Below are 20,901 nucleotides of genomic sequence, written 5' to 3'. Positions count from 1 at the left end.
TGGGTTTCCGCCACGACAAGTCAGTTTGAAATCTCTGACCTGAACTTGCTTGGCGGTTGCCCGAACGTCCTGTGGAAGACCTTCGAGAAGTGCGAGGCGTTTTCGAACCCGACCTCGATGGCAATCTCGATCATCGGAGCCTTGGTCTGCATCAGGAGGCGCTTCGCCCGCTCAAGACGCACCCTAAGGTAAACCAGTGCCGGAGAGTTCTTTGTTTCTTCCCTGAAGAGGCGCTCGAGCTGCCTCCGGGACAATCCGACGGATGCCGCCAACTTGGGTATGGAGAGTTTGTTGTCGACATGGTTCTCCATGATGATGAGCGCCGCCTTGAGCCGGGGGTTTTTGCACTCGATGAACGGGGGCCGGCGCGGCTGGATGTCCGAGGGCGCGCGCGCCTTCTCGATCTGCAACACTTCGAGGGCGTTTCTCTCAGCCTCATTGCTGATGTGGCGCCTGACGATCGACGCGGCCATGTCGGCCGCGCTGCTGCCCCCGGCACAAGAACCTCTGGCTTGGTCGAGATTAAACAAGCGGTCCGCCCTGACGTCATGATCCGGGAAGCGCTGGCGGAAAGCCTCATAGTGGAGCCAGCTTACGCAAGTCCGATGGTATTTCATCAGGCCCGCCTCAGCGAGGATGAACGTGCCCGTGCAAACCCCGATCAGGGGAACCTTGCTGGCCGCCGCTCTCTTCAGGTAGCTGACTGTCTCGCTGTCGACCGGGAACTCGTTGTTGAGCAGACCGCCGACGACAACGATGTAGTGCAATTCCCTGGGGTCCACGAAATCCGATGTTGGAGCGACTTGCACGCCACAACTCGAGGTGATCAGGTGCCTGGTGCTCGCCAGCACCTGCCAATCAGCCAAAACCCTGCCGGATTTGTCGGTCTCGTCACTCGCCAATCTGAGCGTGTCGACGAACAGGGCGAATGCGGAAAGGGTGAAGGAACGAGCGAGGATAAAGCCGATCTTCAATCGGCCGGCCCCCGGAGCTTCATTGGCTGATTTCATGTCCGCTCGAACCTCTGGCTATTGGTGAGTTCCGAAATTCAGGCCCTGATGTCCCCCACTGAAGGGATCACTCCCCTATGGAGTTGCGCCTTCGAACTCGATCAGCGGCTCCAATGCTTTGCGGAGGGCGACACGCTTGTCTGCGTTCAACGCCGACAGGGGGCGGCGGGGAGCGCCGGCACCATAGCCAACCAAGTCCGCGGCTGCGTATACTGATTGGACGTAGTCGCCCTTCCAGATCAGCGACATCGCAGGCTCGAGGCGCCGCCAGATCTGACGGACTTCGTCCCAAAGACCGAGCTTCGCCGCTTCCACAAGGGCGAGACAGCTTTTGGGGGCAAAGTTAGCGCCACCCCAAATCAAGCCTTTTACGCCGGCATAGAGAGCATATGGCACAAGTGGGTCGGCGCCGTTCATGACGGGGAAACCGGTTCGAATGAGGTTTCCTTGGCCGATGAGGTCGCCACTGCTATCCTTGACGGTGACAAAGTTTGGGATACTGGCCAGTTGCTCAAACAAGGCCGGCGTGATCTCGACACCGACGGCATTTGGCACGTTGTATCCAATAATCGGGACATTCGCCTTCGCGACTTCCGCATAGAAATCGATGATCCCAGCGTCGTCGGTCGGCCCTTCGAAGAAGGGCGGCAAAACCATAACGCCGTTTACGCCATGATCGGCCGCATGTTTTGTGCGCGAGACGATATCATCCAGCATAAGAGCTGAAACTTGGGCAACAATGGTCGCGCGACCATTGATGGCCTTGCAGCCGCGGGCAATCAGTTCTTTGGATTCTGGCTCCGACAGATAGACATGCATTCCGGTGCCGGAACTGAGGACAAATCCGCGCACACCTGTCAGAATGTAGCGCTCAATCAGGGACTCGAAGGCTGCGAAATCGACCGCCCCTGTCGAGTCAAATGGCGTGGTAAGCGCTAGGTTTAGGCCCTCAAAGGGAAACTGTTCCATCTCGATATCCTCGTTGTGGTCTGAACTGGGCAGGTCAAGTCACGTTGATTTCTGCTGGGTGTAGTCGGTCCGGGTTCAGGCCCAATATCCCGGACGACGCGCGTTGGAGTGCCCCCGTGCGTATCGATAGCCTGGACTGTTCTCCTGAACGCTATAATTCAGTTCCCTGTTAGTTGCCTTGAGGTCGGTGCGGTGACCGAGAAATTCTCTGGCTTCCTGCTGTTATAGGAACAGGTAAGCTGTAGTAGGACGCGTCGTCAGTGCCTAGACCCACAAAAGCCTCCGTACCGCCGTTGACGTTCATCCAACTCTGTTGACTATCCCCACGCGCCCAATACCGCCTACTTGATCTGGAATCCGTGGGCCAATGGATCGCGATCGTCGACGAATATCGTGTTGTGGCCGATGATCCGCGCCCAGCCGCCGACACTGGGCTTGATGCCTTTGAAGGGGCCGATGTCGGCCTCCGCCTCGACGCGGCCCTCGAACACCGTGCCGATCAGGCTTTCCTGGCGAAGCGTGTCGCCGACCTTCAGTCGTCCCTTGCCACAGAGTTGCGCCATGCGAGCCGAAGTTCCAGTGCCGCCCGGCGAGCGGTCGATGGCCTTGTCGCCGTAGAACACCGCGCCACGGCCGTCGGCGTTGCTGCTTGAGGGCGTGTCGCACCATATGGCGTGGTCCACGCCGCGTATCCTGTCATCTTCGGGATGAACGGGATTGCAGACGGGCTCGAGCGCTTCGCGAAGGCTACGGCTGAGATCCACGATGGCACTCGCCGACATGCCGTCCAGGCCTTGCCACGCCTCCTGCGGCTCGACGACAGCGTAATAATTTCCGCCATAGGCGATGTCGACGACCAGCCGACCGAGACCGGGGACATCGACGGCGACGTCCGCGGCATGCAGATAGCTGGCAACGTTGAACATCCGGACGGAGTCTACGAACTCGCCCGGCTTCTCGTATTGGATATCGACCCTGCCGGCTGGAGTTTCGATTGACAGTTTGCCGGGCACCCGGGGCGTTACCAGCCCTTCTTCGATTGCCGCAGTCACGAGGCCGATCGTGCCGGCGCCGCACATCGGCAGGCATCCGCTGACTTCGATGAAGATCACGGCGAAATCGCAGTCCGGACGGTAGGCGGGATAGATGATCGCGCCCGACATGATGTCGTGTCCGCGCGGCTCGAACATCAGTGCCTGCCGGATCCAGTCATGATCGCGCACGAACAGCTCACGTCGCTCGGCGATGGGGATGTGGGGCAGCAAGGGGCCGCCTCCCGCGACCAGGCGCACGGGATTTCCGCAGGTGTGGGAATCAATGCAGAAGAAGCTGCGGCGCATGCGTTTTCCTTTCGCCTACGCCATTCCTGGTCGGCGGCGCCGATCCAATGCGCCTCTGGAAAGCCTGTCGAGGAAGATGGCAAGCGCGACGATCGACAGTCCGGCCCGCAGGCCCAGACCCATTTCCATCCGCGTCAATCCCCTCGTCACCTCGGCGCCGAGGCCGCCTGCTCCGACCAGCCCCGCCAGGACAACCATCGCCAGCGACAGCAGGATGCACTGGTTGAGGCCGACCAGCAGTGTCGGGGTAGCTGACGGGATTTCGATCTTGAACAGAATCGACCGCGGCGAAGTACCGGTCGCATGACCGAGTTCCAGGAGGTCTTTCGGCACCTGGTTGAAGGCCAGAGTTGTCAGGCGCAGCATCGGCGGAATGCCGTAGACAATCGTGGCGATGATCGCCGGAACGCGGCCGAGGCTGAAGATCATGACGGCGGGGATGAGATAGACCCACGGCGGGACGGTCTGCATGATATCCAGAACGGGGCGGATGGCAGCCTCGAACTTCCTGTAGCGTGATGCCAGGATGCCTAGCGGGAAAGCGATCGACACGGAAATGATCACCGCTACCGCTACCAACGCCAGCGTCTGCATCGAGGCGGTCCAAAAACCCGCCAGCAAGCAGAACGTAAGCGCGACGGCCGTCACCACCGAGACCCGGACGCTGATGAAGAATGCGGCGAGAAGGACAGCCACGACGATCGTCGCGTATGGCGGCGGGTAGAGAAGAACTGCTTCGATGCCGCTCAGCACCGCCTCGATCAGCTTGGTCACGGCATCGAAGAACGGGTGGTAATTGGCATTCAGCCAATCCACGGCTGGGGCCAGGTAAGCCCCTGGCGAAAACTGGACCAGATCAACGTTCATCTTGCGCCTCCGCTGGCGCGGCGGGCCGCGCTCTGGGTGAGTCTGTCGAGCACCATGGTCAGGATGACGATCGCGATGGCGGCGTTTATCGACGTGGCGATGTCGAGCGTGCGCACGGCTGAATAGATTGTCTCTCCGAGCCCTCCTGAACCGACGATGCCGGCTATGACGACCATGCCGAAGGCCATCATCAGGCTCTGGTTGATCCCGGCCATTACGCTTGGGATGGCGAAAGGAAGCCTGACCTTGATGAACATCTGCCAGGGCGTCAGACCACATGCTTGGCCAAGCTCGATGAATTCGTGCGGCGTCATCCGGATGCCCAGGGACGTAAGTCGGATGGCCGGAGGCATTGCTACGATAATCGTGGCGACAAGTGCGGTTGCGGGTCCATAGCCAAGGAGCGCAATTGCAGGAAGCAGATAGATGTAAGGTGGCAGGGTCTGGATCAGGTCGAGCACTGGCTCGAGCAATCGATCGAAGGACCTGACGAAGCCTGCCACAATGCCAATGGGAATGCCGACGACAAGGGCGAGGATCGTGGCGGTCATCACCAGGGCCAATGTGCTCATGGTTTCGGTCCAGAGCCCCATGACCGCGCAGAAGACCAAGGCAAGCCCCGCAAGGACGCCAGCCAAGGCATTGATCAATCGCCATGCGAGCAGCGCTGCGATGATCGCGATCATGTAAAACGGTGCGAGCTGCAACAACCACAGCACGCTGTCGTAGGTCCCTTCGAGCACGGTCCTGAAAAATTCAAACAACCATTCGCCGTTGTCGTTGATCCAACCGAGCGCAGAATCCGTCCAGGTATCGAACGTGTCGGTAATGACTGAAATGTCCATCTCACCCTCCCGAGCTATCCTGCAGGCTTCCCGGCAACACCACGCAGCAAACCACGGATGGTGACGGATGCGGTCGCCAGCCGGAACATTCATGCTGCCATTTACGACGCCCATAGGCTGATGATTGCAGCATGATCTGCGTCTTCTACGGCCCCAAAAACATCCGCAAGAACTCCATCTTTGCGGGCTACATCGATAGTATGCAACACGACGAAGGTGTTGCGAGCTCCTTGCCGAAGCCGGAAGCATGCGGCGGTGGACGCAAGCGGTCTAGCCGGCAGGGCCGGTGGAAATCGGCCCTTTTGCGAGAGACAGGATCGATGCGTTGGCGCTTGCATGCGCAAACATCGGCGACTCTGCCTTCACCGGATCCCGCCTGATGTAACAGGGGTTTGCATCTTGCTTCAGTTTTTGCAGCTGCATGCGTGCCTTGGCGCGAAGCAGCGGGTCTACGGGACCTTCTGATCGATCCTGCACCGCGCTCAACACCTTCGCCGCTTCGTCAATCTGCCGAAGTTCCGCCAGGCAGCGGCCAAGGCCGTACTGTGCCCCGGGCAGCTCCGGATTGAGCTCAAGCACCTTGCGGAAGGCGTCCGCGGCCTCGGCATGGCGACTGAGCGCATGCAGTTCAACGGCAAGCCGCGACCATGCCTTGATCGATTTTGGTGCGATCTCCACCAGCGAGCCGAAGGTATCGGCGGCTGACCAGTGATCCCTCTTGGCCGCGAGCAATTGACCCAGTCCGTAGAGGGTACGAGGATGGCGCGGATCAATCTCGAGAATCTGGCGATAGGCATTTTCGGCATTGGCCAGCTTGCCCGCCTCGTGGAATTTGGTCGCCTGCTCAAGCACGCTTGCCACGGATCTGGCGTCAAGCCGGTCACCGAGATTTCGGCCCGTCCTCGTTTTGATCAGAACACAATGAATTCTGGTCTCCTCGACACCGAATGAATATTTGTAGGACTCGTTGCCGCGCAGGAAATCGTAGCTGCGGAAGCCCTGCTCGATCGCACGGCGAATGCAATAGGCATGCAGCACAAGTCCCGGCGGGATTTCGTTGGCGGTCTCATCGCGTCCGGCGAGGTGGAAGAGCATCGCCTTCTTGACCGGGTCGACCAGGAACGCCAAGCCTGCGAGCGGTTTGTCGTGATGCCAGAGAATGGGCAGGAACAGCGTCCCGCTCTCGAAGGCATCCTTGAACAGTATCCGGTTGGATCTCAAAAGGCCGGGCAGAAGGTTGCCCTTCCGCGGCGCCCATTTGATGCGCCACATTTCGAGGATGATGCCGATGTCGCGGTCGATCGTCGAGGCGTCGGCATGGGTGATGCGAAATTCGTCCGACCCGTCCAGTTTGCGCAGGAAGCGCCTGATCTTCTGGCGCGTGTTTGAACTGATCTTCTGCTCGAGATAAGCGTCCCAATCCCCCGGCAGGTTGGTGGCCGGGCAGATGCAGTTGTCGACATTGTCGGTCTTGTTGACGCGCTGCATCCTTTGGGCGGTCAGCCGCTTGTCGGCAAGGTTGTCGAGCAGCAGGCGGCGTCGCTTCTCCGACATGCGCAGATTTTCGAGATGCAGCTTGGCCCAGTTCATCTTCATGAGATGTTTGGCAAGCGCCGGGATCGCGCGGTCGGCAAAGCCTGGCGCGCAAACGATGCCCGTATAGTCGGCCGCGTAGTTTGCGCCCATGTTGATTTCGTTGTGGCAAAAGCCGGTCTTCTTGTTCAGCCTGGTGCGGAGCCGCAACGGCAGCAGGGCGACATAGGGAGACCCTTGCGGTCCCGACCGTGCCGCCAGAATGGACCAGGCGCCTTCAAACCGGCGAAGGTAGGACGACAGGAACGTCCAGGACAGAAAGAACTGGGCTTCGGGGTCCTTCTCGTAAAGATCGTCCCAGTTCTGCCTGAGCCCGTTGAGGCCCTCCCGTGTCGTGATGACATCGATATGCATGGTTCCCCCCGAATTTGTCCCTTGTTTGCGAAGCTCACTGTTCCATGAATGCCCTGGCCATGCTGTCGGCGATCGGCTTCGTCAGATAGCTGAAGAACGTCCGCGACTCGGTTTGCACCAGTATTTCGGCAGGCATGCCCGGTGTCGGCGTAAAGCCGTGCGCCTTCGCCAGTTCGCTTGCCGGCAAGCGTACGCGCGCCAGATAGACCTCCTTGGGCGTGGGGCCGCTCATCTCAGGCAGCGCGTCGGCCGAGACGTAGTAGACCTCGCCTTCCAGAACCGGCGTGGTGCGCCGGTTGAGCGCGATCAGCCTGATCGAGGCCTGCTGCCCGACCTTGACGTTGTCGATGTCGGTGCGAGGGACTTGCGCCTCGATGACCAAAGGCACGTCTGAAGGCAGGATCTCGAGGATGGCCTTGCCGCTCTCGATGACGCCACCGGCGGTGTGGTAATGCATGCGTATGATCGTGCCGGGCACCGGCGCATTGATGGTGACACGGCGAAGCACATTCTGCGCCTCGCGTGACTGCTCGCGCACCGCGTCCAGTTCGGCCTCCAGGCTCTGCAACTCCTGGAGCGCTACCTGGCGGTAGGCGTCCTTCGTCTGGGTGATCTGCTGCTCGAACCTGACGATCTGTTCGCGGTTCTCGGAAACTTCCGCCAGCATCTTGCCGATCTGGCCGTCCGCGTCCGCCATTGCCCGCTGGATCGCCTTCACCTCGGTTCCGCGGATCAAACCCTGGTCGAGAAGCTTTTTCTTGCCCTGGTATTCCTCCTTGAGGAATTGCAATTGCCGCCGGACTGACGAGATCTGCTCCTCGATCCCTTCGTTGCGGAATTCCATCGCCTTCTTGTTCTGATCGAACAGCCCTATCTCGCTGTCACGCTTGCGTTCCGCAGCCTCGAAGTTGAGTTGCTGGCTCTCCATGATCGGCGTGACTTCTGGGTCGTGCCGGTTGTCGAGGATGATCGATGGAAACTGGATCCCGGCGCTGCCTTGCACCTCGGCATTCAAGCGGGCGGCGATGGCCTCGAGCCTGGCCTTTCGCAGGAACAATTGCCGTTCGTTGGTCTGGGCGGCGGTTTCGTCAAGCCTGACCAGCGGCTGATCGAGGCTGACATGGTCGCCTTCGCTGACCAGGATTTCCTTGATGATGCCGCCTTCGAGATGCTGAATGACCTTGTTTTGCCCGGTGGCAACGAAACTGCCTTGGGCAACGATGGCGGATGCCAGCGGCGCCGTGAAAGCCCATGTGCCGAAGCCGCCGAAGGCCACCGAGATGAGCAGGACGCCTACCACGGTCTGTTTCCAGATCGAGCGTGGCACCTCGGAGTACCACTGCATGTCGTGAACTTTTGCGATCTCGGTTGTCATTTTTGATTACCCGGCTACTGGATCTGATGACCAAACGCCCCGCCTTCGATGCTCAGCCCGCGGCTCGCCAATGCCTGCAGCACATCCTGGCGCATGCCGAACAGGGCGACGGTGCCGTTGACGAGCAGGAGGATCTTGTCGACGCTCTTGAGGAGGGATGGGCGCTGGGTGATGGTGATGACCGTGATCTTGTGCTCCTTGGCGTGTTGCAGCGCGCGCTCCAGCGCCGCGTCGCCGGCCGAGTCCAGGTTCGAGTTCGGCTCGTCGAGCACGACCAGGCGAGGATTGCCGAAAAAGGCGCGCGCAAGGGCGACGCGCTGCTTCTGCCCGCCGGACAGCGGCGCCCCGTCGGCGGCCACGAAGGTCTCGTAGCCGTGCGGCAGAGTGGAGATCATTTCATGGACGTCGGCCAGCGCGGCGGCCTGGTAGATTTCGGCATCGGTCGCGTCGTCGCGCATGCGGGCGATATTGGCCTTGATCGAGGCCGGAAACAGCTGAACGTCCTGGGGCAGGTAGCCGATGTTCTCGCCGAACTGGCGCGGATCCCAGTTGCGCAGATCCATCAGGTCCAACCGGACGTTGCCTGATGTGGGCAGGATCGAGCCGACGAGCATCTTGCCCAGCGTCGTCTTGCCGGCGCCCGAATTGCCGATGATCGCCAAGGAGTCGCCCGGCGAGAGCGCGAACGAGATGCCGTTGAGCACGACGCGCTTGGTCCCCTGGGGCACGAAAAGAAGGCGTTCGACGTCGAGACGGCCTTCCGGCCGCGGCAGGTTCAGCCGTTCGAAATTGAGCGGGGACGACTGCAGGAGCGATGCGATGCGGCCGTAGGCGGCGCGCGAATGCACGACCTGGTTCCAGCCCTCGATGGCGCCTTCGATCGGACCCAAAGCCCGGCCGGCGATGATCGATGCGGCAATAACCATACCGCCGGTGAGATGGCCGTCGATCGACAGATGGGCGCCCCAGCCAAGCATGGTCACCTGGGTCAGAAGCCGCACGGCCTTCGACAGCGAAGCAAAGACGATGTTGCGATCCTGCGCGATCACCTGTGCGCGCAGGGAGTTTGCCGTGTCCTTGCCCCAGATCCGCACCGCCTCGGGAATCATGGCCAGCGCATTGATGATCTGGGAATTGCGCGACATCGAATCGAGATGGATGTTAGCCTTGCTCTGATGCGCATTCGCCTCGCCGAAGGCCGCCGCCGTCGCGCGCTGGTTGAGGATCGTGATCAGCAGGAGCAGCAGCGCCGAGGCCATGACGATGAAGCCCTGGTGCGGGTGGATGAGAAACACCGCCAGCATCATGAAGGGAGCCATCGGCGCATCGAGGAACGACAGCAGCGTGCCGGATGTCAGGAATGTCCTCAGCTGCTGCAGGTCACCCAGGACCTGATACTCTTTGCCGTTGCTGTTTAGGGAGGCTCTGGCCGCGGCGCTGAGGATCGGTGCGCCCAGCTGGGCCGCGACCTCGACCGCCGTGCGCATCAGGATGAAGCGGCGAAGCGCATCGAATACCGCCTGCAAGACCACCGCGCCGACAATCACCACCGTCAGCATGATCAAGGTGTCGGCGGAACGGCTGGTAAGAACGCGATCCGAGATCTGGAACAGATAGATCGGGATCGCCAAGACCAGCACATTGCAGGCGACCGTGAACAGCATGACGATGAGCAGGTTCTTCTTGACCGCTCGCAACCCGGCTTTGAGAGAAGCGCCGAAATCGACCGGGCCGAGGCGTTTGTGAAAGACGCCGCCGCCGCCACTGCCTCCGCCGCCGCGCCGGCCGCTGTCGTCGTCGCTGGGAGGAGACCCGCCGCCCTGGTGCGGTTCCTTGGCCTTTATCGGACCCGTGTCGCCTTCTATGACGATCATGCCCGGTGTTTTGGGGACGTCCTTCATCTCGGATGTTTTGGGAGAAGCAGGTGTCCCAGGCGCACCAGGTGTTCTGGGAGCACCAGGTGTTCCGGGAGCACCAGGTGTCCCGGGAGCGCCAGGTGCTGCCTTGGCCAGCGGTTCAGCAGGCCGTCGCAGCACAGGCTCCGGTCTGGCCGCTGGCGCGGCCGAAGCGCCTTGGTTCTCCGCCGTCGAAGCTGCCCCTGGCTCCGGCTTTGGCGCCGGCCGCGGGAACCTGCTCTCGCGTGGCGGGACGGGCTCGGGCGAGGCCGTGGCATTGATCTCCCTGGCGCCGGCCGTGATGCTCTGGTTTGGTTGCCGGGCCGGCTCCGGGCGGGCTGGTTCCGCGCGGGCGGGCTGACCGGAGGATTCAGCGGTCGCCTTGTCGCTGGCGGGCGCCGGCTTCGGGGTTGGCACGGTGGCCGGTGCCGGCGCGCCATCGGGACGCGCCTGGGCGGACGGGTCGCTTGAACGCGCGGTCGTCTGTCCTGCGGAGATCGCTTTGTCCTCTAGCCGCTTCTCCTGCATGGCGGGCGCAGGCGCGGCAGGATCGGCCGTCGGCTTTCTCCCCGTCACGGACTGTGGGGCTGCGGCTGGGGTCGCCGCCGTGCCGGCTGGCTTGATCTCGCCGCAGCTTGGCGCAGGCGCAAGCTTCGCTGCGATGGGTGGCGCCGATGCTCCGGCGGCTGGTGCCATCCTGGCCTGGGAGGCGGCGGCAGGCGGTGTGGCCTGCTCTGGTGCGGGAGTGCGGTGGGCGGTCTCGGCTGCCTGGTTGCGGGATTGGGGCAGGGCCCGATCCTGCTCGACCTTCGTCTGCGGGCGGGCCGCTACGTCGTGCAGTTGGTCGATGACGTTGTCGATTGCCTTGATGGTCCGGTCGATGGCCCGCTCATGCTGCTGCAAGGCGTTCGAAAGTGTCTTGCGGGGCGTTGCGGAACTCGGCGGTGCCTGGTCGCCCTCCTGCAAGGCTGCTTCCAGATCCTCGGCAAACGTTTCCCAAGCCAGGTCGCGATCGTCGGTCATGATATCCCCCCGGATCTCAGATCAGGCCAAAATTGTCTGCATGCCGTCGGCCTGGACGTGGTCCGGCGTCGGCACGATCGGATGGTCTATCTGCGCATCGTCGTCGGTGGTGTCGTCGACCAGGAAGGCGACCGCTTCGTTCACCAGCGCGTCCGGATTCTGCCCGCCGAGTTCCGGATCGCACGAGATGATGTCTGCCTGGATCAGGATCTCCTGCGAATAGTGCTCGCCGCCCACATAGGTCTTGTCGGTGCCGTCGACGTCGACGATGCCGGCAAAGTTTGCCACCTGGTTGCCGCCGGTGGTGATTGTCCATTCCGCTTCGGGATGGGCGACGAACTGGTTCATCGCCAAGGCGACCTGGTCGCTGTCGCCCAGCACGTTGGTCTGGGAGACGTATTGCACATTGAGCAGGTCGCCCGAGATGTAGAGAACCCGCAAGTGACCGACACCGTGGAATGCCTCGTCCTTCAGGATGTCGCCATGGCTGGCGTCTTTGCCGGCCGCCATATCGTGGGCCGCCTGCAGATAGGAGTTCGGCAATGTCTCGAAATGGTTCTGCCCGCCGACATTGATGATCGTGGCGTCGTTCCAGAGCAGGTTCCCGGCGGTCGAGTACGAGCCCTCTCCGGACGTCTCGAAACCATCCACAGCGCCGATGAGATCATTGTCGAGCAGCACGTTGAGCTGATGGATGATGTTGGCGTCATAGATGTTGCCGCCGATGATGATCAGGTCGTAGTACTGACCCAGCTCATTGATCGACACGTCGTTTATCGCCGTGTTGTCGCCGGTGCTGACCACGGTCCTGACGCCGGACGAGGACAGGATCGAGGTGTCGTTGTCCGTCATGAAGCTGTACTGCTGGATCCAGTTCATGATGATCAGGTCGCCGGTAACTTGCGTCACCACCCAGGCGGCGGGGAAACCGTCCGCCGCGGTTGGCGCCTCGCTGCCGGCCGACGGATCGATGTGCTTGAACATCGCGATGTTGAAGCTCTCGTCGGGGGCGTTGCCCAACGTCCACCCGTTCAGGCTGGAGCTGACCACATCGGTGTCGCAGCTCGCGTTGATTTGAATGATGGCATTGATTTCATAGCTGTTTCCGACAACGGCGACGACAGATGTCGTTGTCCAGTTGTTTGTCAGCACGGCCGAATTGACCAGCGTGTTGCCGCCGGCTTCCAATTCGACGCAAGGGTTCAGCAGGCCGTTGCCCCAACCCGACATGAAGTCGGAGGAGTCCGGAGGCGTGTTGTAGTCATCCTTGTTGGCGCCTTCCTCGGTTGCGTCGGAGTCGTCGTTTTGTTCCTTGAGGATATTGAGATGGTCCTCCGCCTTTGGCGCGTCGGCTTCGTCGACCAGCTGTCCATTGACATAGGTTCCCAAGATCGGCCCCGAGGCCGCGTCCGGGTGCAACACGAAAACGTTCGCGTCGCCGTCGGAGCTTGCGGCAAAGGCCGCGATGCGGTCGCCCGCCGCGACGACGGTGGCTGCCATGTCCGCGCCGGAGCCGGGCATTGCCAGATCGTCGAGCGGCGACAGTTCCGCTGCGCGGTTCATCAGGGAAGCCAGTTGGCTGCCGTCGTCGGCTGCCGGGGTGAATACCAGGCCGTGCCCTCCGGCGCCGACATAGTCGTTGTCGGACAGGTGGATTTGTTGGTTGATGTAACTGGCGACCGCGCCTGGAGGTTCGATGTGCGGCAGGACCATGTGGCCGCCGAACCCCGGCAGTTGCGGGATATGAAACAGGTGGTGGCCCGGGTTCAGATGGCCGGGGTTCGGAATTTCGGGAGGCGTGTACCAGAAGCTCGTGCTAACGGTGTACGGCACCAGTTCAGGCTTGAGCCCCATATACGGAACGTGCGGATCGAAATCGTCCAGGGTGTAAGGCGCCTTGACGTTGATATCCGTGTTGGGAAGGTCGGGGGTCTCGTCCTTGACGGTCTCGGCAATCTTGAAATCGTCGTAGGTCTTAAGCTGCCGTGCTTCCTCGACCGAGATTTCGAGCATTCCGATGAAATGCGAGATTGCTTCGGTGATCTTGTCCAGCTGCATGGAATACACGGTAGCCTCCGTATCTTGAGATCATTCGCGCTCGATCGGGCGGCATGTCTCCCGGATGGAAGGACTGCGCGGAAAACTCCGCGCAGTCCCAAGCTGTCTGATTTCCCTGGGAAATCAGTCGTGTAGGATCAATCACGTTCCAGTGTGGTCACCGGCGTCCTCACCAGTCAGCGTGTTGTGGTAGTCGCCACCAACCACGGTCTGATCGACCAGGTTTTCTTGCAGGTTGGCGCCCATCACGATCTGCTGGTTGAAGGCACTGACGTCGATCAGGCCGTCGGCCGAGGCATGGCTGGTGCCGGTCACGAAGCCGTCATCGCCATTGTTCGAGCCCCAGGTTCCGCCGTCGCCGCCGGCGCCGCCGTCGCCATTGTAGGCGTAGCCGCCAGCACCGCCGGCACCAGCGTCGCCAGCGAGGGTGAACCCGCCCTTGGCATCGCCACCGTAACCATCGGCCCAGGCGCCGCTCAGCGCATGACCGCCGTCACCGCCAAATGCCCCTGCGAAGCCGCCGAGGCTATCGCCGCCGGTCGCGTCGCCACTGGTGGCTGCGCCACCGGTTCCGTCGCCACCATCGTTCGTACCGCCGGTTCCTGCACCGCCCGTGCCACCAGCACCACCGGTGCCTGCGCCCACGCCTGCGCCGTAGCCTGCGCCATAGCCTGCTCCGAGGGCACCGCCGCCATAGGATTCGGAGTCGCCGCCATCGGCATCGGCGTTGCCGCCGTCGGACTTGGCGTTGCCGCCGTCAGCATCGGCACCGCCGCCGCCGCCGCCGCCGCCACCACCGCCGCCACCGCCGGTGGCATCGCCAGCTTCGCTCTTGGCGTCGCCGCCTTCACCGTAGTTGAGGAGCGAGAGCTTGCCATCGACATCGAGGCCGTCGCCGCCATCCGACTTGGCGTCGCCGCCAGTCACATCGCCGCCATTGCCGCCATCGCCGCCATTGCCGCCATCAGCCTTGGCGTCGCCGCCATCTGCCTTGGAGTCACCGGCTTCCGCCTTGGCATCGCCGCCGTCTTCCGACTTGGCATCGCCAGCTTCTGCAGCACCGACACCGAGCCCAAGGCCGAGCCCGAGGCCGAGGCCGAGGCCATCACCACCGTTGGCGTTGCCGCCATCGCCGTTGGCGCCCTTGGCGTCGCCGCCATCGCCGTCGCCGCCCTTGGCGTCGCCGCTATCGCCGTCGCCCGCCTTGGAGTCGCCGCCGTCGGCCTTGTTGTCGCTCTTGGAGTCGCCACCGATGGCCGCACTGAGCGCCAGGCCACCCTTGCCGTCGCCGGCTTCGATGTCGCCGCTCTTGGCGTCGCCGCCATTGCCGCCTTCGCCGCCATTGGCCTTGGCGTCATCGCCGCCATCGCCGCCGCCGCCGCCAGCCGAGATGCCGTCGCCAGCTTCAGAGTGGCCGCCCTTGGCATTGAGATCAAGCTTGAAATCGGCGTCGTTCTTGACGGTCGCGTTGTCGAGCTTGTCATTGTCGTACATGTTCAGGGTCTGGTTGATGATCGACGCGGTGTTGGTTCCGGCGCCGGTCATCGAATTGTTCAGGATGTCCTTGAAGGTGACGTCGTCACCAGGATCATAAGTGACGTTGCCGTCCTTGTTGTTGATCATGGTGTCGATTTTCATGTCGCCGTTGGCATAGATGTCGGCGAAGTCGTCATCGGAGTTTCCGAGCTCACCCTCGAGCTTGACGCCAACGTCGACGTCGACGTCGACCTTGGTCTCGTTGACGTTCTTGTTCTCGTTCGAGTTTTCGTTCTTGGACTCGTTCGAGTTCTTGTTCTCGTTCTCGTTCTCGGACTTGTTCTCGTTCTCGTTCGAGGACTTGTTGTCGTTCTGGTTCTCGTTTTCGCTCTTGTTCTCGTTTTCGTTCGACGCCTTGTTCTCGTTTTCGTTCTCGTTCTTGGCGTCGTTCGTGTTGTGGTTCGTGTTCTCGTTTTCGCCACCGCCGTCACCGATATCGAATTCGCTGTCGACGATCTGCAAGCCGAATGCGTTGATGTTGTTCTTGTCGAGGTCGAGAGACATGATCGTGTCCTCAGTTGAGGCCGCGACTGCCGGACCGCATTCTTCTCTTACGCGGTCTTGAGCTGTTCGCGGACGTTGCGTTTAATGCGGTGAATGGATTGTCGGACCGAGGGGACTGAGGTCCGAAATCCGACTTTCATCATAAGTTTGCTTGAGTACCTCCCGTTGACTGGGGAGGGGCAGCTTGATCAGGCAATGCTCGGTCATCGCGCCGGATCCTCAAAGATCCGGTCGCTCAGCTACCGCAAAGCCTGGGAGCTCCCCGCTCCTGTAGTGAACACGGGAAGTTTGTGGCCACGGGGGGTGAAATGTAAGCTGACAGTTCGGGCTAGCCCGTTCAATGGAATGGGGCGAAAGGTATTGCAGCCCTCTAATGAGCCTGAATTCCGCAATGATTTGCGGTCGCTGTCGTGCCGTTGGACGCCGCCCGCCTTCGAAGCGACGTGGCAAATCGGCAATAGCTCCTCCGAACTATATCAGGCAGGGCTAACTTAGTGTATAAGTCGTTAAGGCTAGCTGTTTTGCGGGGTAGAGGCCCGCGATATCGAAGAAGGAAAAAAACGAGACCAAACAGTGGTCTAAAGTGGTCTAGGTGGGGTGGCAACCATGTCAAACGTCAATGTGCGTAGCACCGTGGGTAGCGGTGTGGGAGAGAGTTGGGCTCGCAGAATTCTACTGACAGTTTCCTCGGCCGACAGCTTTCCAGAATGTCTTGTATACGCAATCGAGAGGGAATTTCCCTCCATAGCGGTGGAGCAGGCTACAAGCCTGGAAGCCGCATGCGCCACGTTCGAGCATCCCGTTTGCTTGATACTTGTCGACACTGAATTCCTGGACAGGATCGGCGATCATGCCGCCGATCTCATGCGGTTTCATTCGGCAGCACCTGTCGTTCTGGTGCAACACGACAGCCGCGCTCCCGTTTCCGTCCAGGAGGTCTTCGATTCGAAAATCGTGCGCAGTGTGCTGCCGATGGATCTGAAACTTGACGTCTGGCTTTCCGTCATCAGGCTTGTGCTTCGTGGCGGAGAGTATTTTCCGCTGGCCATGTTTCAGTCCCATGCGAAGGGCTCTTCCGACAAAGCTCCGGATGTCGGACGGGCTCCTCAAGCGACGAGCGGCGACGGCGGTTTCGATGAGATGGGCGAACTGACCGAACGGGAATTTCAGATTCTCGAGATGGTCGCTCGGGGATTGCAGAACAAGATCATCGCCGCGGCGCTCCGTCTTTCCGAACATACGGTCAAGATCCATCTGCACAATATCATCACCAAACTCGGCGCCCACAACAGGACCGAGGCGGCTGCGATATTCCATGATCGAAAGGGTACGTTTCTCAACGACATGGAACGAGCAAGGCCGCCGCGCCTTTCTCAATCTTCGCTCTGAGTCGACGATGCCCCGCTTTCAGGAGGTCCTGCTCCTCGTTGGCCAGTTGAATTACACCTGGACCAACACTGAAAGCCTGCTGATTTATCTGATTGCCGGCCTGGCGAAGGTCGACAAGGAAACGGCAATCATCATTTTCCTGACGCTGAACACAACTCGGGCGCGGATCGAGCTGGTCGAGCGGCTGGCGAAGATGCCGAAAACGTTGGCGCCATGCCGCCAGGCAGTCCTGACTGTTACCGACAAACTTACACGTCAAGCGAAGTTGCGAAATAAATACAGCCATTGCATCTATTCCTTCGACGAAACCGGGAATCATGCAAGCACGCAACTGATGCGCATCGTGGATGGCAAGGACGAGGTAAGGTATGGCAAGATTGAAGAGATAGACGAAAAGGAAATAAATAATATACACGAGTCTATCGAGCGCATAAGAGATATAAACAAAGATATTTGGTCAATTGTTGAAGAGAATTCGTTTCCGAGGTGAGGCATACGTATCTTCGCGGTCACCAACCCCCAGCTTCAGAAGCTCAAACAATCCCAGGTGGCCTCGCTACAGGCGATCCGGGCAAGCTGTTGCGCTCTTCGTGCGGGCCGCATCTACTCCGCGGCGCGCGCGGCATGCTGAAAGGTTTTCAACACAGTGTCGCGGAGGGCGAGAGCTTGGGCGTGGCCCGGCTCCAGCCCGATACAGTCATCCAGACTTGCGAGCCCTTCTTCGATGCGGTCGAGCTTCACCAGCGCGAGACCGCGATTGTAGTGCGCCGCGGGCACATCGGGCCTGATAGCTATTGCCTGGCTGAGCTGCCGTTCCGCATCCTCATATCTCCGCTGCTGAAGACAAACCACGCCAAGGAGATAGCGGACATCAAAATGCCCAGGCTCGATATCCAGTATCTCGCGATACATCTTTTCCGCCTCAGCCAGGTTTCCGGCCTGGTGCAGGCGAGCGGCGGTGCTGAGATCTTGCGGCAAACGGGACCGGCGCGCGGTATCCAGCTGCTGAAGCAGCTGAAGTGCCCCGGCATGGTCCGAATCGGCATCCAGGATTTGCCGGCAGGCGCGCGCGGCGCCTTCTAGGTCGCCGGCCTGATGGAGCGCTTTTGCTCGCGCGAGCACGACGGGCAGGCTCCGGCCCTCCAGCCTGTCGCGAAGATTGCGGCGCGTCGCGGTGCTCACGAGAAGGCATTCGACCCTGCGCTCGAGGCCGCCGAAATCATATTTGTAAGAAAAGTCCCCGGTCTGCAGATCATAGACGGCAAAGCCGTTCTGAATGGCCCAGCGTATGCTGTAAAGGTGAAGTGCAAAGCCGGGCGCCGGCTTTTTGATCTCGAGATCACGCCCATTGAGCATGCCGATCAGCGTCCGGTTTTTCCGATCGATCAAGGTGGCCTGCGCGCCGATCGGGTTGTCACCCTGCCAGAGGACGGGAAGATAGAGGGCATCATCCTCGAAAGCGCACCGGAGCATGTTGCGGAAATTGGTCATCATGGCCTGCGGCAGGCCCGGGTGATACCGCGCCGCCAGCTTGGCGCCCCACTGGTTCTCCCAGAACTGAAGAAGCGTCTGCAGATCGCGTTCCAGGGTCGCGGCGGTGACATCGGTGACCCGATACTCGGCCGCATCGTCGATTGCCCTCAGCGTGCGCCTCGCGGTCTTGCGCGTCGCGGCCCCCAGCCTTTCGTTGAGGAATTCCTCCCAGTCGCCGGGCAGATTCACATAGACATAGATGTCATGATCGATGTGATCGCCGTCGTCCGGGCGCCTTACCTTGCCGGTCTGGAATTCGGGCGCCGCAAACTCCCCCAGAAAGGCGTCCAGCCGCCGTTGCGACGCAAAGATGTTCTCGAGGTGCAGCTTGGCCCAGCTCAGCTGTTTGGTGTGTTCGGCGAATGCGCGGATGACGGCATCCTGAACGTCCGGATCGCAGATGAAGCCGGCGTAACCGGCGAAGTAGCCGCCTCCGGTCCTCAGTTCGTTGTGGAATGCGCCGTCCCTGGCCCTCTCTGTTCGAAGCTGCAAGGGGAAAAAGCCGACATAGCCGGATGCATCGTCTTCTCTCGCGCCCAGAACAAGCCATTGGTAGCGAAGCCGCTTGAACCAGCCCGCCATCCATGTCCAGGACATGAAATACTGAGCTTCGGGATCCGCCTCATAGACCGCATCCCAATTGCCTCTCAGCTGAACGAGAGTATCGAAACTATCGATGACATCCACACGCATGGCGTTGACCTGTGCTCAAAGAGCGTCGGCAAGAGGCGCTGGTCGCGGTCTGAGCTATTTCCCCCGAACCCGTGGCAAAGCCAAGGAATTGCCGCTCATGGTCCCATGGCGGGACTGGCCTTGCAAGACGATCAAAGGATTGAGCGATCGCGACACAGCCAGGCGCGAAATCCTGCCGTCAGACCGGCAGGCAATACAGCCTATTTGGCCCGGGTAGCCGGCCGGAGCGGCTCAGCTTTTGAATCGCCAAATCGCTATTAATGTTTGTTTTTGCGCAATTCCGGACGGAACCCCTGCGCGCTTTTCCTGAAATTGCCTTAGGAGTCGATCTGCGTCCACTTGCCGTTTTGCGACTGGGATTGCCGGGCAAAGTAGTGATAGGAGGTCTGCGACCAATTCCTGACGGCGCCGCTGCGATTGTCGAGGATCAGGTCGCCCTTGTCGGTGCGAACGGTAAGCACCGTGTGTCCCTGACCGCCAAGCGTCACGACCGTCAGCAGAAGAGCTGAGGCAGGCCAGCCGCGCTTCATGAGTTCGCTCTTCTTCAGGATCGCGAAATCCTCGCAATCGCCTTCTTTCGTCGGGATGCGCCAATCGTCGGCGCTGCCGGCGGAAGCGTCGCTCCGCTCTTTGATCCTGGCGTTGACGGAACTGTTCACGGCCTGCAGTTCAGCCCGGCGCGCCGGTTTGAGCTCAACCTGCTTTACCTGCCCGCCGGTGCTGCAAAGCCGTGGCTGCCGGGCGCAGAAGGGACGAAAGGCGGGCGGTGCAAAGGCATAGCCTCTGGTGACCATCATGGCCGCGCTGCCGGAGGTTTGCATGGTTTCACTGCAGCCGGCCATGGCCAAGGCTGCGGCAATGAGCGCCGCCAAACGAATCACGTTCCATCCCCTCGAGTTCGTCGTCGGAGATCATGCTCGAGGAATATGGTAAATCAACGTTCGCCAATTGCGTTTGCACAGGTTCTAAAACAATGTATACTTAACAATATGTTTCCGATGGTCGGAAACTTTGATATAGCGCCCAGTTTGGGGACGGGAGCGCCTTTTTTCCCTTAGGAGGAAGAAATGCACCTGTACTCAACCTGCGCGAGCAGGGTTCGCACAACCTTGCTTGTTTCAACCGCCCTCGTGGCGGCGACTTTTGTACTCCCAGCAGCAGCACAGAATGGCCCCAGACCGCGGATGACGGCTGCGCAATGCCAGCCGCTGACGGAAGCCAACTACGCGCTTTGCTGCATCGCGAGCAATCGCAGCAGTATTCTGAGCCGTGCACAAATCGCAATGTGCCCACCGATCACGACGGCTCTCATCGCAGCCGCTCTCAGCGACGGTGAAGGCGGCGGGTCCGGCGGCAGTGGTGGTTCAGGCGGCTCCGGTGGCGGCGGCAATGGCGGCGGCGGCAACGGCGGCGGCGGCAACGGCGGTGGTGGCAATGGCGGCGGCGGTAACGGCGGCGGCAATGGCGGCGGCGGTGACGGTGGCTCCGGTGGTGGTTCGGGCGGCTCCGGTGGTAGCGGTGGTTCTGGCGGCTCTGGCGGCGACGGCGGTTCTGGCGGCAGCGGCGGCGGCAGTGGTGGTTCGGGCGGCGACGGCGGTTCGGGTGGCAGCTCTGGTGGTAGCGGCGGTTCGGGCGGCTCTGGTGGTTCCGGTGGCTCAGGCGGCAGCGGCGGCTCGGGCGGTAGCGGCGGCTGAGCCCGCGAGCGCACCGCAATCCAATGGAATTCGGGGTGGGCGCCTGCATGGGCGCCCACCTTGTCGTCTGGGTCCTTCGCCGCGGCGCGTGACGGACAAGATCCTTTGGGCCCAACCGCCGGCAACCGATGGCTGTGATCCCAACTCCGCCGTTGTCGGCATTGTGGCTAGTGCCGACCCAGGCCTTTTCAGACAGCCGGCTAACCTCGGGGGAAATTTGGGG

General features: G+C 61.2%; 15 protein-coding genes. 3 read left to right on the top strand and 12 right to left on the bottom strand.

Annotation, left to right across the window (positions count from 1 at the left end):
• Positions 1–20: 20 nt before the first annotated feature.
• The 10 genes from ACFX5Q_RS14690 to ACFX5Q_RS14645 all read right to left on the bottom strand — a co-directional run bounded on the left by ACFX5Q_RS14690 (position 21) and on the right by ACFX5Q_RS14645 (position 15,369).
• A complete protein-coding gene (locus tag ACFX5Q_RS14690) occupies positions 21–1,010 on the bottom strand; it encodes a GlxA family transcriptional regulator (protein ID WP_404278984.1) in 990 nt (329 codons plus the stop codon).
• A 75-nt stretch (positions 1,011–1,085) separates the two neighbouring features.
• A complete protein-coding gene (locus tag ACFX5Q_RS14685) occupies positions 1,086–1,979 on the bottom strand; it encodes a dihydrodipicolinate synthase family protein (RefSeq protein ID WP_404278982.1) in 894 nt (297 codons plus the stop codon).
• 341 nt (positions 1,980–2,320) lie between these two features.
• Positions 2,321–3,319 (bottom strand): 4-hydroxyproline epimerase, encoded by a 999-nt coding sequence (locus ACFX5Q_RS14680; protein WP_404278980.1) that lies wholly within the window; start codon positions 3,317–3,319, stop codon positions 2,321–2,323.
• 15 nt (positions 3,320–3,334) lie between these two features.
• Positions 3,335–4,186, bottom strand: a complete 852-nt coding sequence (locus ACFX5Q_RS14675; RefSeq protein ID WP_404278978.1) for an ABC transporter permease — start codon at positions 4,184–4,186, stop codon at positions 3,335–3,337.
• Positions 4,183–5,031 carry an ABC transporter permease gene (locus ACFX5Q_RS14670; protein ID WP_404278976.1) on the bottom strand — a complete coding sequence of 283 codons (849 nt, stop codon included), beginning with the start codon at positions 5,029–5,031 and terminating at the stop codon, positions 4,183–4,185. The genes ACFX5Q_RS14675 and ACFX5Q_RS14670 overlap by 4 nt, the downstream gene beginning before the upstream one ends.
• 270 nt (positions 5,032–5,301) lie before the next feature.
• Positions 5,302–6,978 carry a GNAT family N-acetyltransferase gene (locus ACFX5Q_RS14665; RefSeq protein WP_404278974.1) on the bottom strand — a complete coding sequence of 559 codons (1,677 nt, stop codon included), beginning with the start codon at positions 6,976–6,978 and terminating at the stop codon, positions 5,302–5,304.
• 34 nt (positions 6,979–7,012) lie between these two features.
• Positions 7,013–8,353 (bottom strand): HlyD family type I secretion periplasmic adaptor subunit, encoded by a 1,341-nt coding sequence (locus ACFX5Q_RS14660; protein ID WP_404278972.1) that lies wholly within the window; start codon positions 8,351–8,353, stop codon positions 7,013–7,015.
• A gap of 14 nt (positions 8,354–8,367) precedes the next feature.
• Positions 8,368–10,551 (bottom strand): type I secretion system permease/ATPase, encoded by a 2,184-nt coding sequence (locus tag ACFX5Q_RS14655; RefSeq protein WP_404279060.1) that lies wholly within the window; start codon positions 10,549–10,551, stop codon positions 8,368–8,370.
• A gap of 741 nt (positions 10,552–11,292) precedes the next feature.
• Entirely contained in the window at positions 11,293–13,338 is a 2,046-nt protein-coding gene (locus tag ACFX5Q_RS14650; RefSeq protein ID WP_404278970.1) for a type I secretion protein, read from the bottom strand.
• 132 nt (positions 13,339–13,470) lie between these two features.
• Positions 13,471–15,369 carry a hypothetical protein gene (locus ACFX5Q_RS14645; RefSeq protein ID WP_404278968.1) on the bottom strand — a complete coding sequence of 633 codons (1,899 nt, stop codon included), beginning with the start codon at positions 15,367–15,369 and terminating at the stop codon, positions 13,471–13,473.
• Between the two features lie 606 nt (positions 15,370–15,975).
• Between ACFX5Q_RS14645 and ACFX5Q_RS14640 the strand changes: the two genes are divergently transcribed.
• Positions 15,976–16,758: a LuxR C-terminal-related transcriptional regulator gene (locus ACFX5Q_RS14640; RefSeq protein ID WP_404278966.1), complete on the top strand. Its 783-nt coding sequence runs from the start codon at positions 15,976–15,978 to the stop codon at positions 16,756–16,758.
• 7 nt (positions 16,759–16,765) lie between these two features.
• The gene (locus ACFX5Q_RS14635; protein ID WP_404278964.1) at positions 16,766–17,248 is read left to right on the top strand and encodes a hypothetical protein; all 483 of its coding nucleotides are present in this window, start codon (positions 16,766–16,768) and stop codon (positions 17,246–17,248) included.
• A gap of 113 nt (positions 17,249–17,361) precedes the next feature.
• Here ACFX5Q_RS14635 and ACFX5Q_RS14630 read toward each other — a convergent pair whose 3' ends face one another.
• Together ACFX5Q_RS14630 and ACFX5Q_RS14625 are read right to left on the bottom strand one after the other, a co-directional pair.
• Positions 17,362–18,984: a GNAT family N-acetyltransferase gene (locus tag ACFX5Q_RS14630; RefSeq protein WP_404278962.1), complete on the bottom strand. Its 1,623-nt coding sequence runs from the start codon at positions 18,982–18,984 to the stop codon at positions 17,362–17,364.
• A 317-nt stretch (positions 18,985–19,301) separates the two neighbouring features.
• Positions 19,302–19,826 carry a transglutaminase-like cysteine peptidase gene (locus ACFX5Q_RS14625; RefSeq protein ID WP_404279058.1) on the bottom strand — a complete coding sequence of 175 codons (525 nt, stop codon included), beginning with the start codon at positions 19,824–19,826 and terminating at the stop codon, positions 19,302–19,304.
• A 441-nt stretch (positions 19,827–20,267) separates the two neighbouring features.
• On the opposite strand from ACFX5Q_RS14625, the gene ACFX5Q_RS14620 reads away from it, so the two are divergent.
• A complete protein-coding gene (locus ACFX5Q_RS14620; RefSeq protein WP_404278960.1) occupies positions 20,268–20,678 on the top strand; it encodes a hypothetical protein in 411 nt (136 codons plus the stop codon).
• Positions 20,679–20,901: the final 223 nt, after the last annotated feature.

It is taken from the genome of Mesorhizobium sp. IMUNJ 23033, from assembly GCF_044778005.1.
GTDB classification, from domain to species: domain Bacteria; phylum Pseudomonadota; class Alphaproteobacteria; order Rhizobiales; family Rhizobiaceae; genus Mesorhizobium; species Mesorhizobium amorphae_A.
This window is presented reverse-complemented; position numbering and strand designations above follow the sequence as displayed.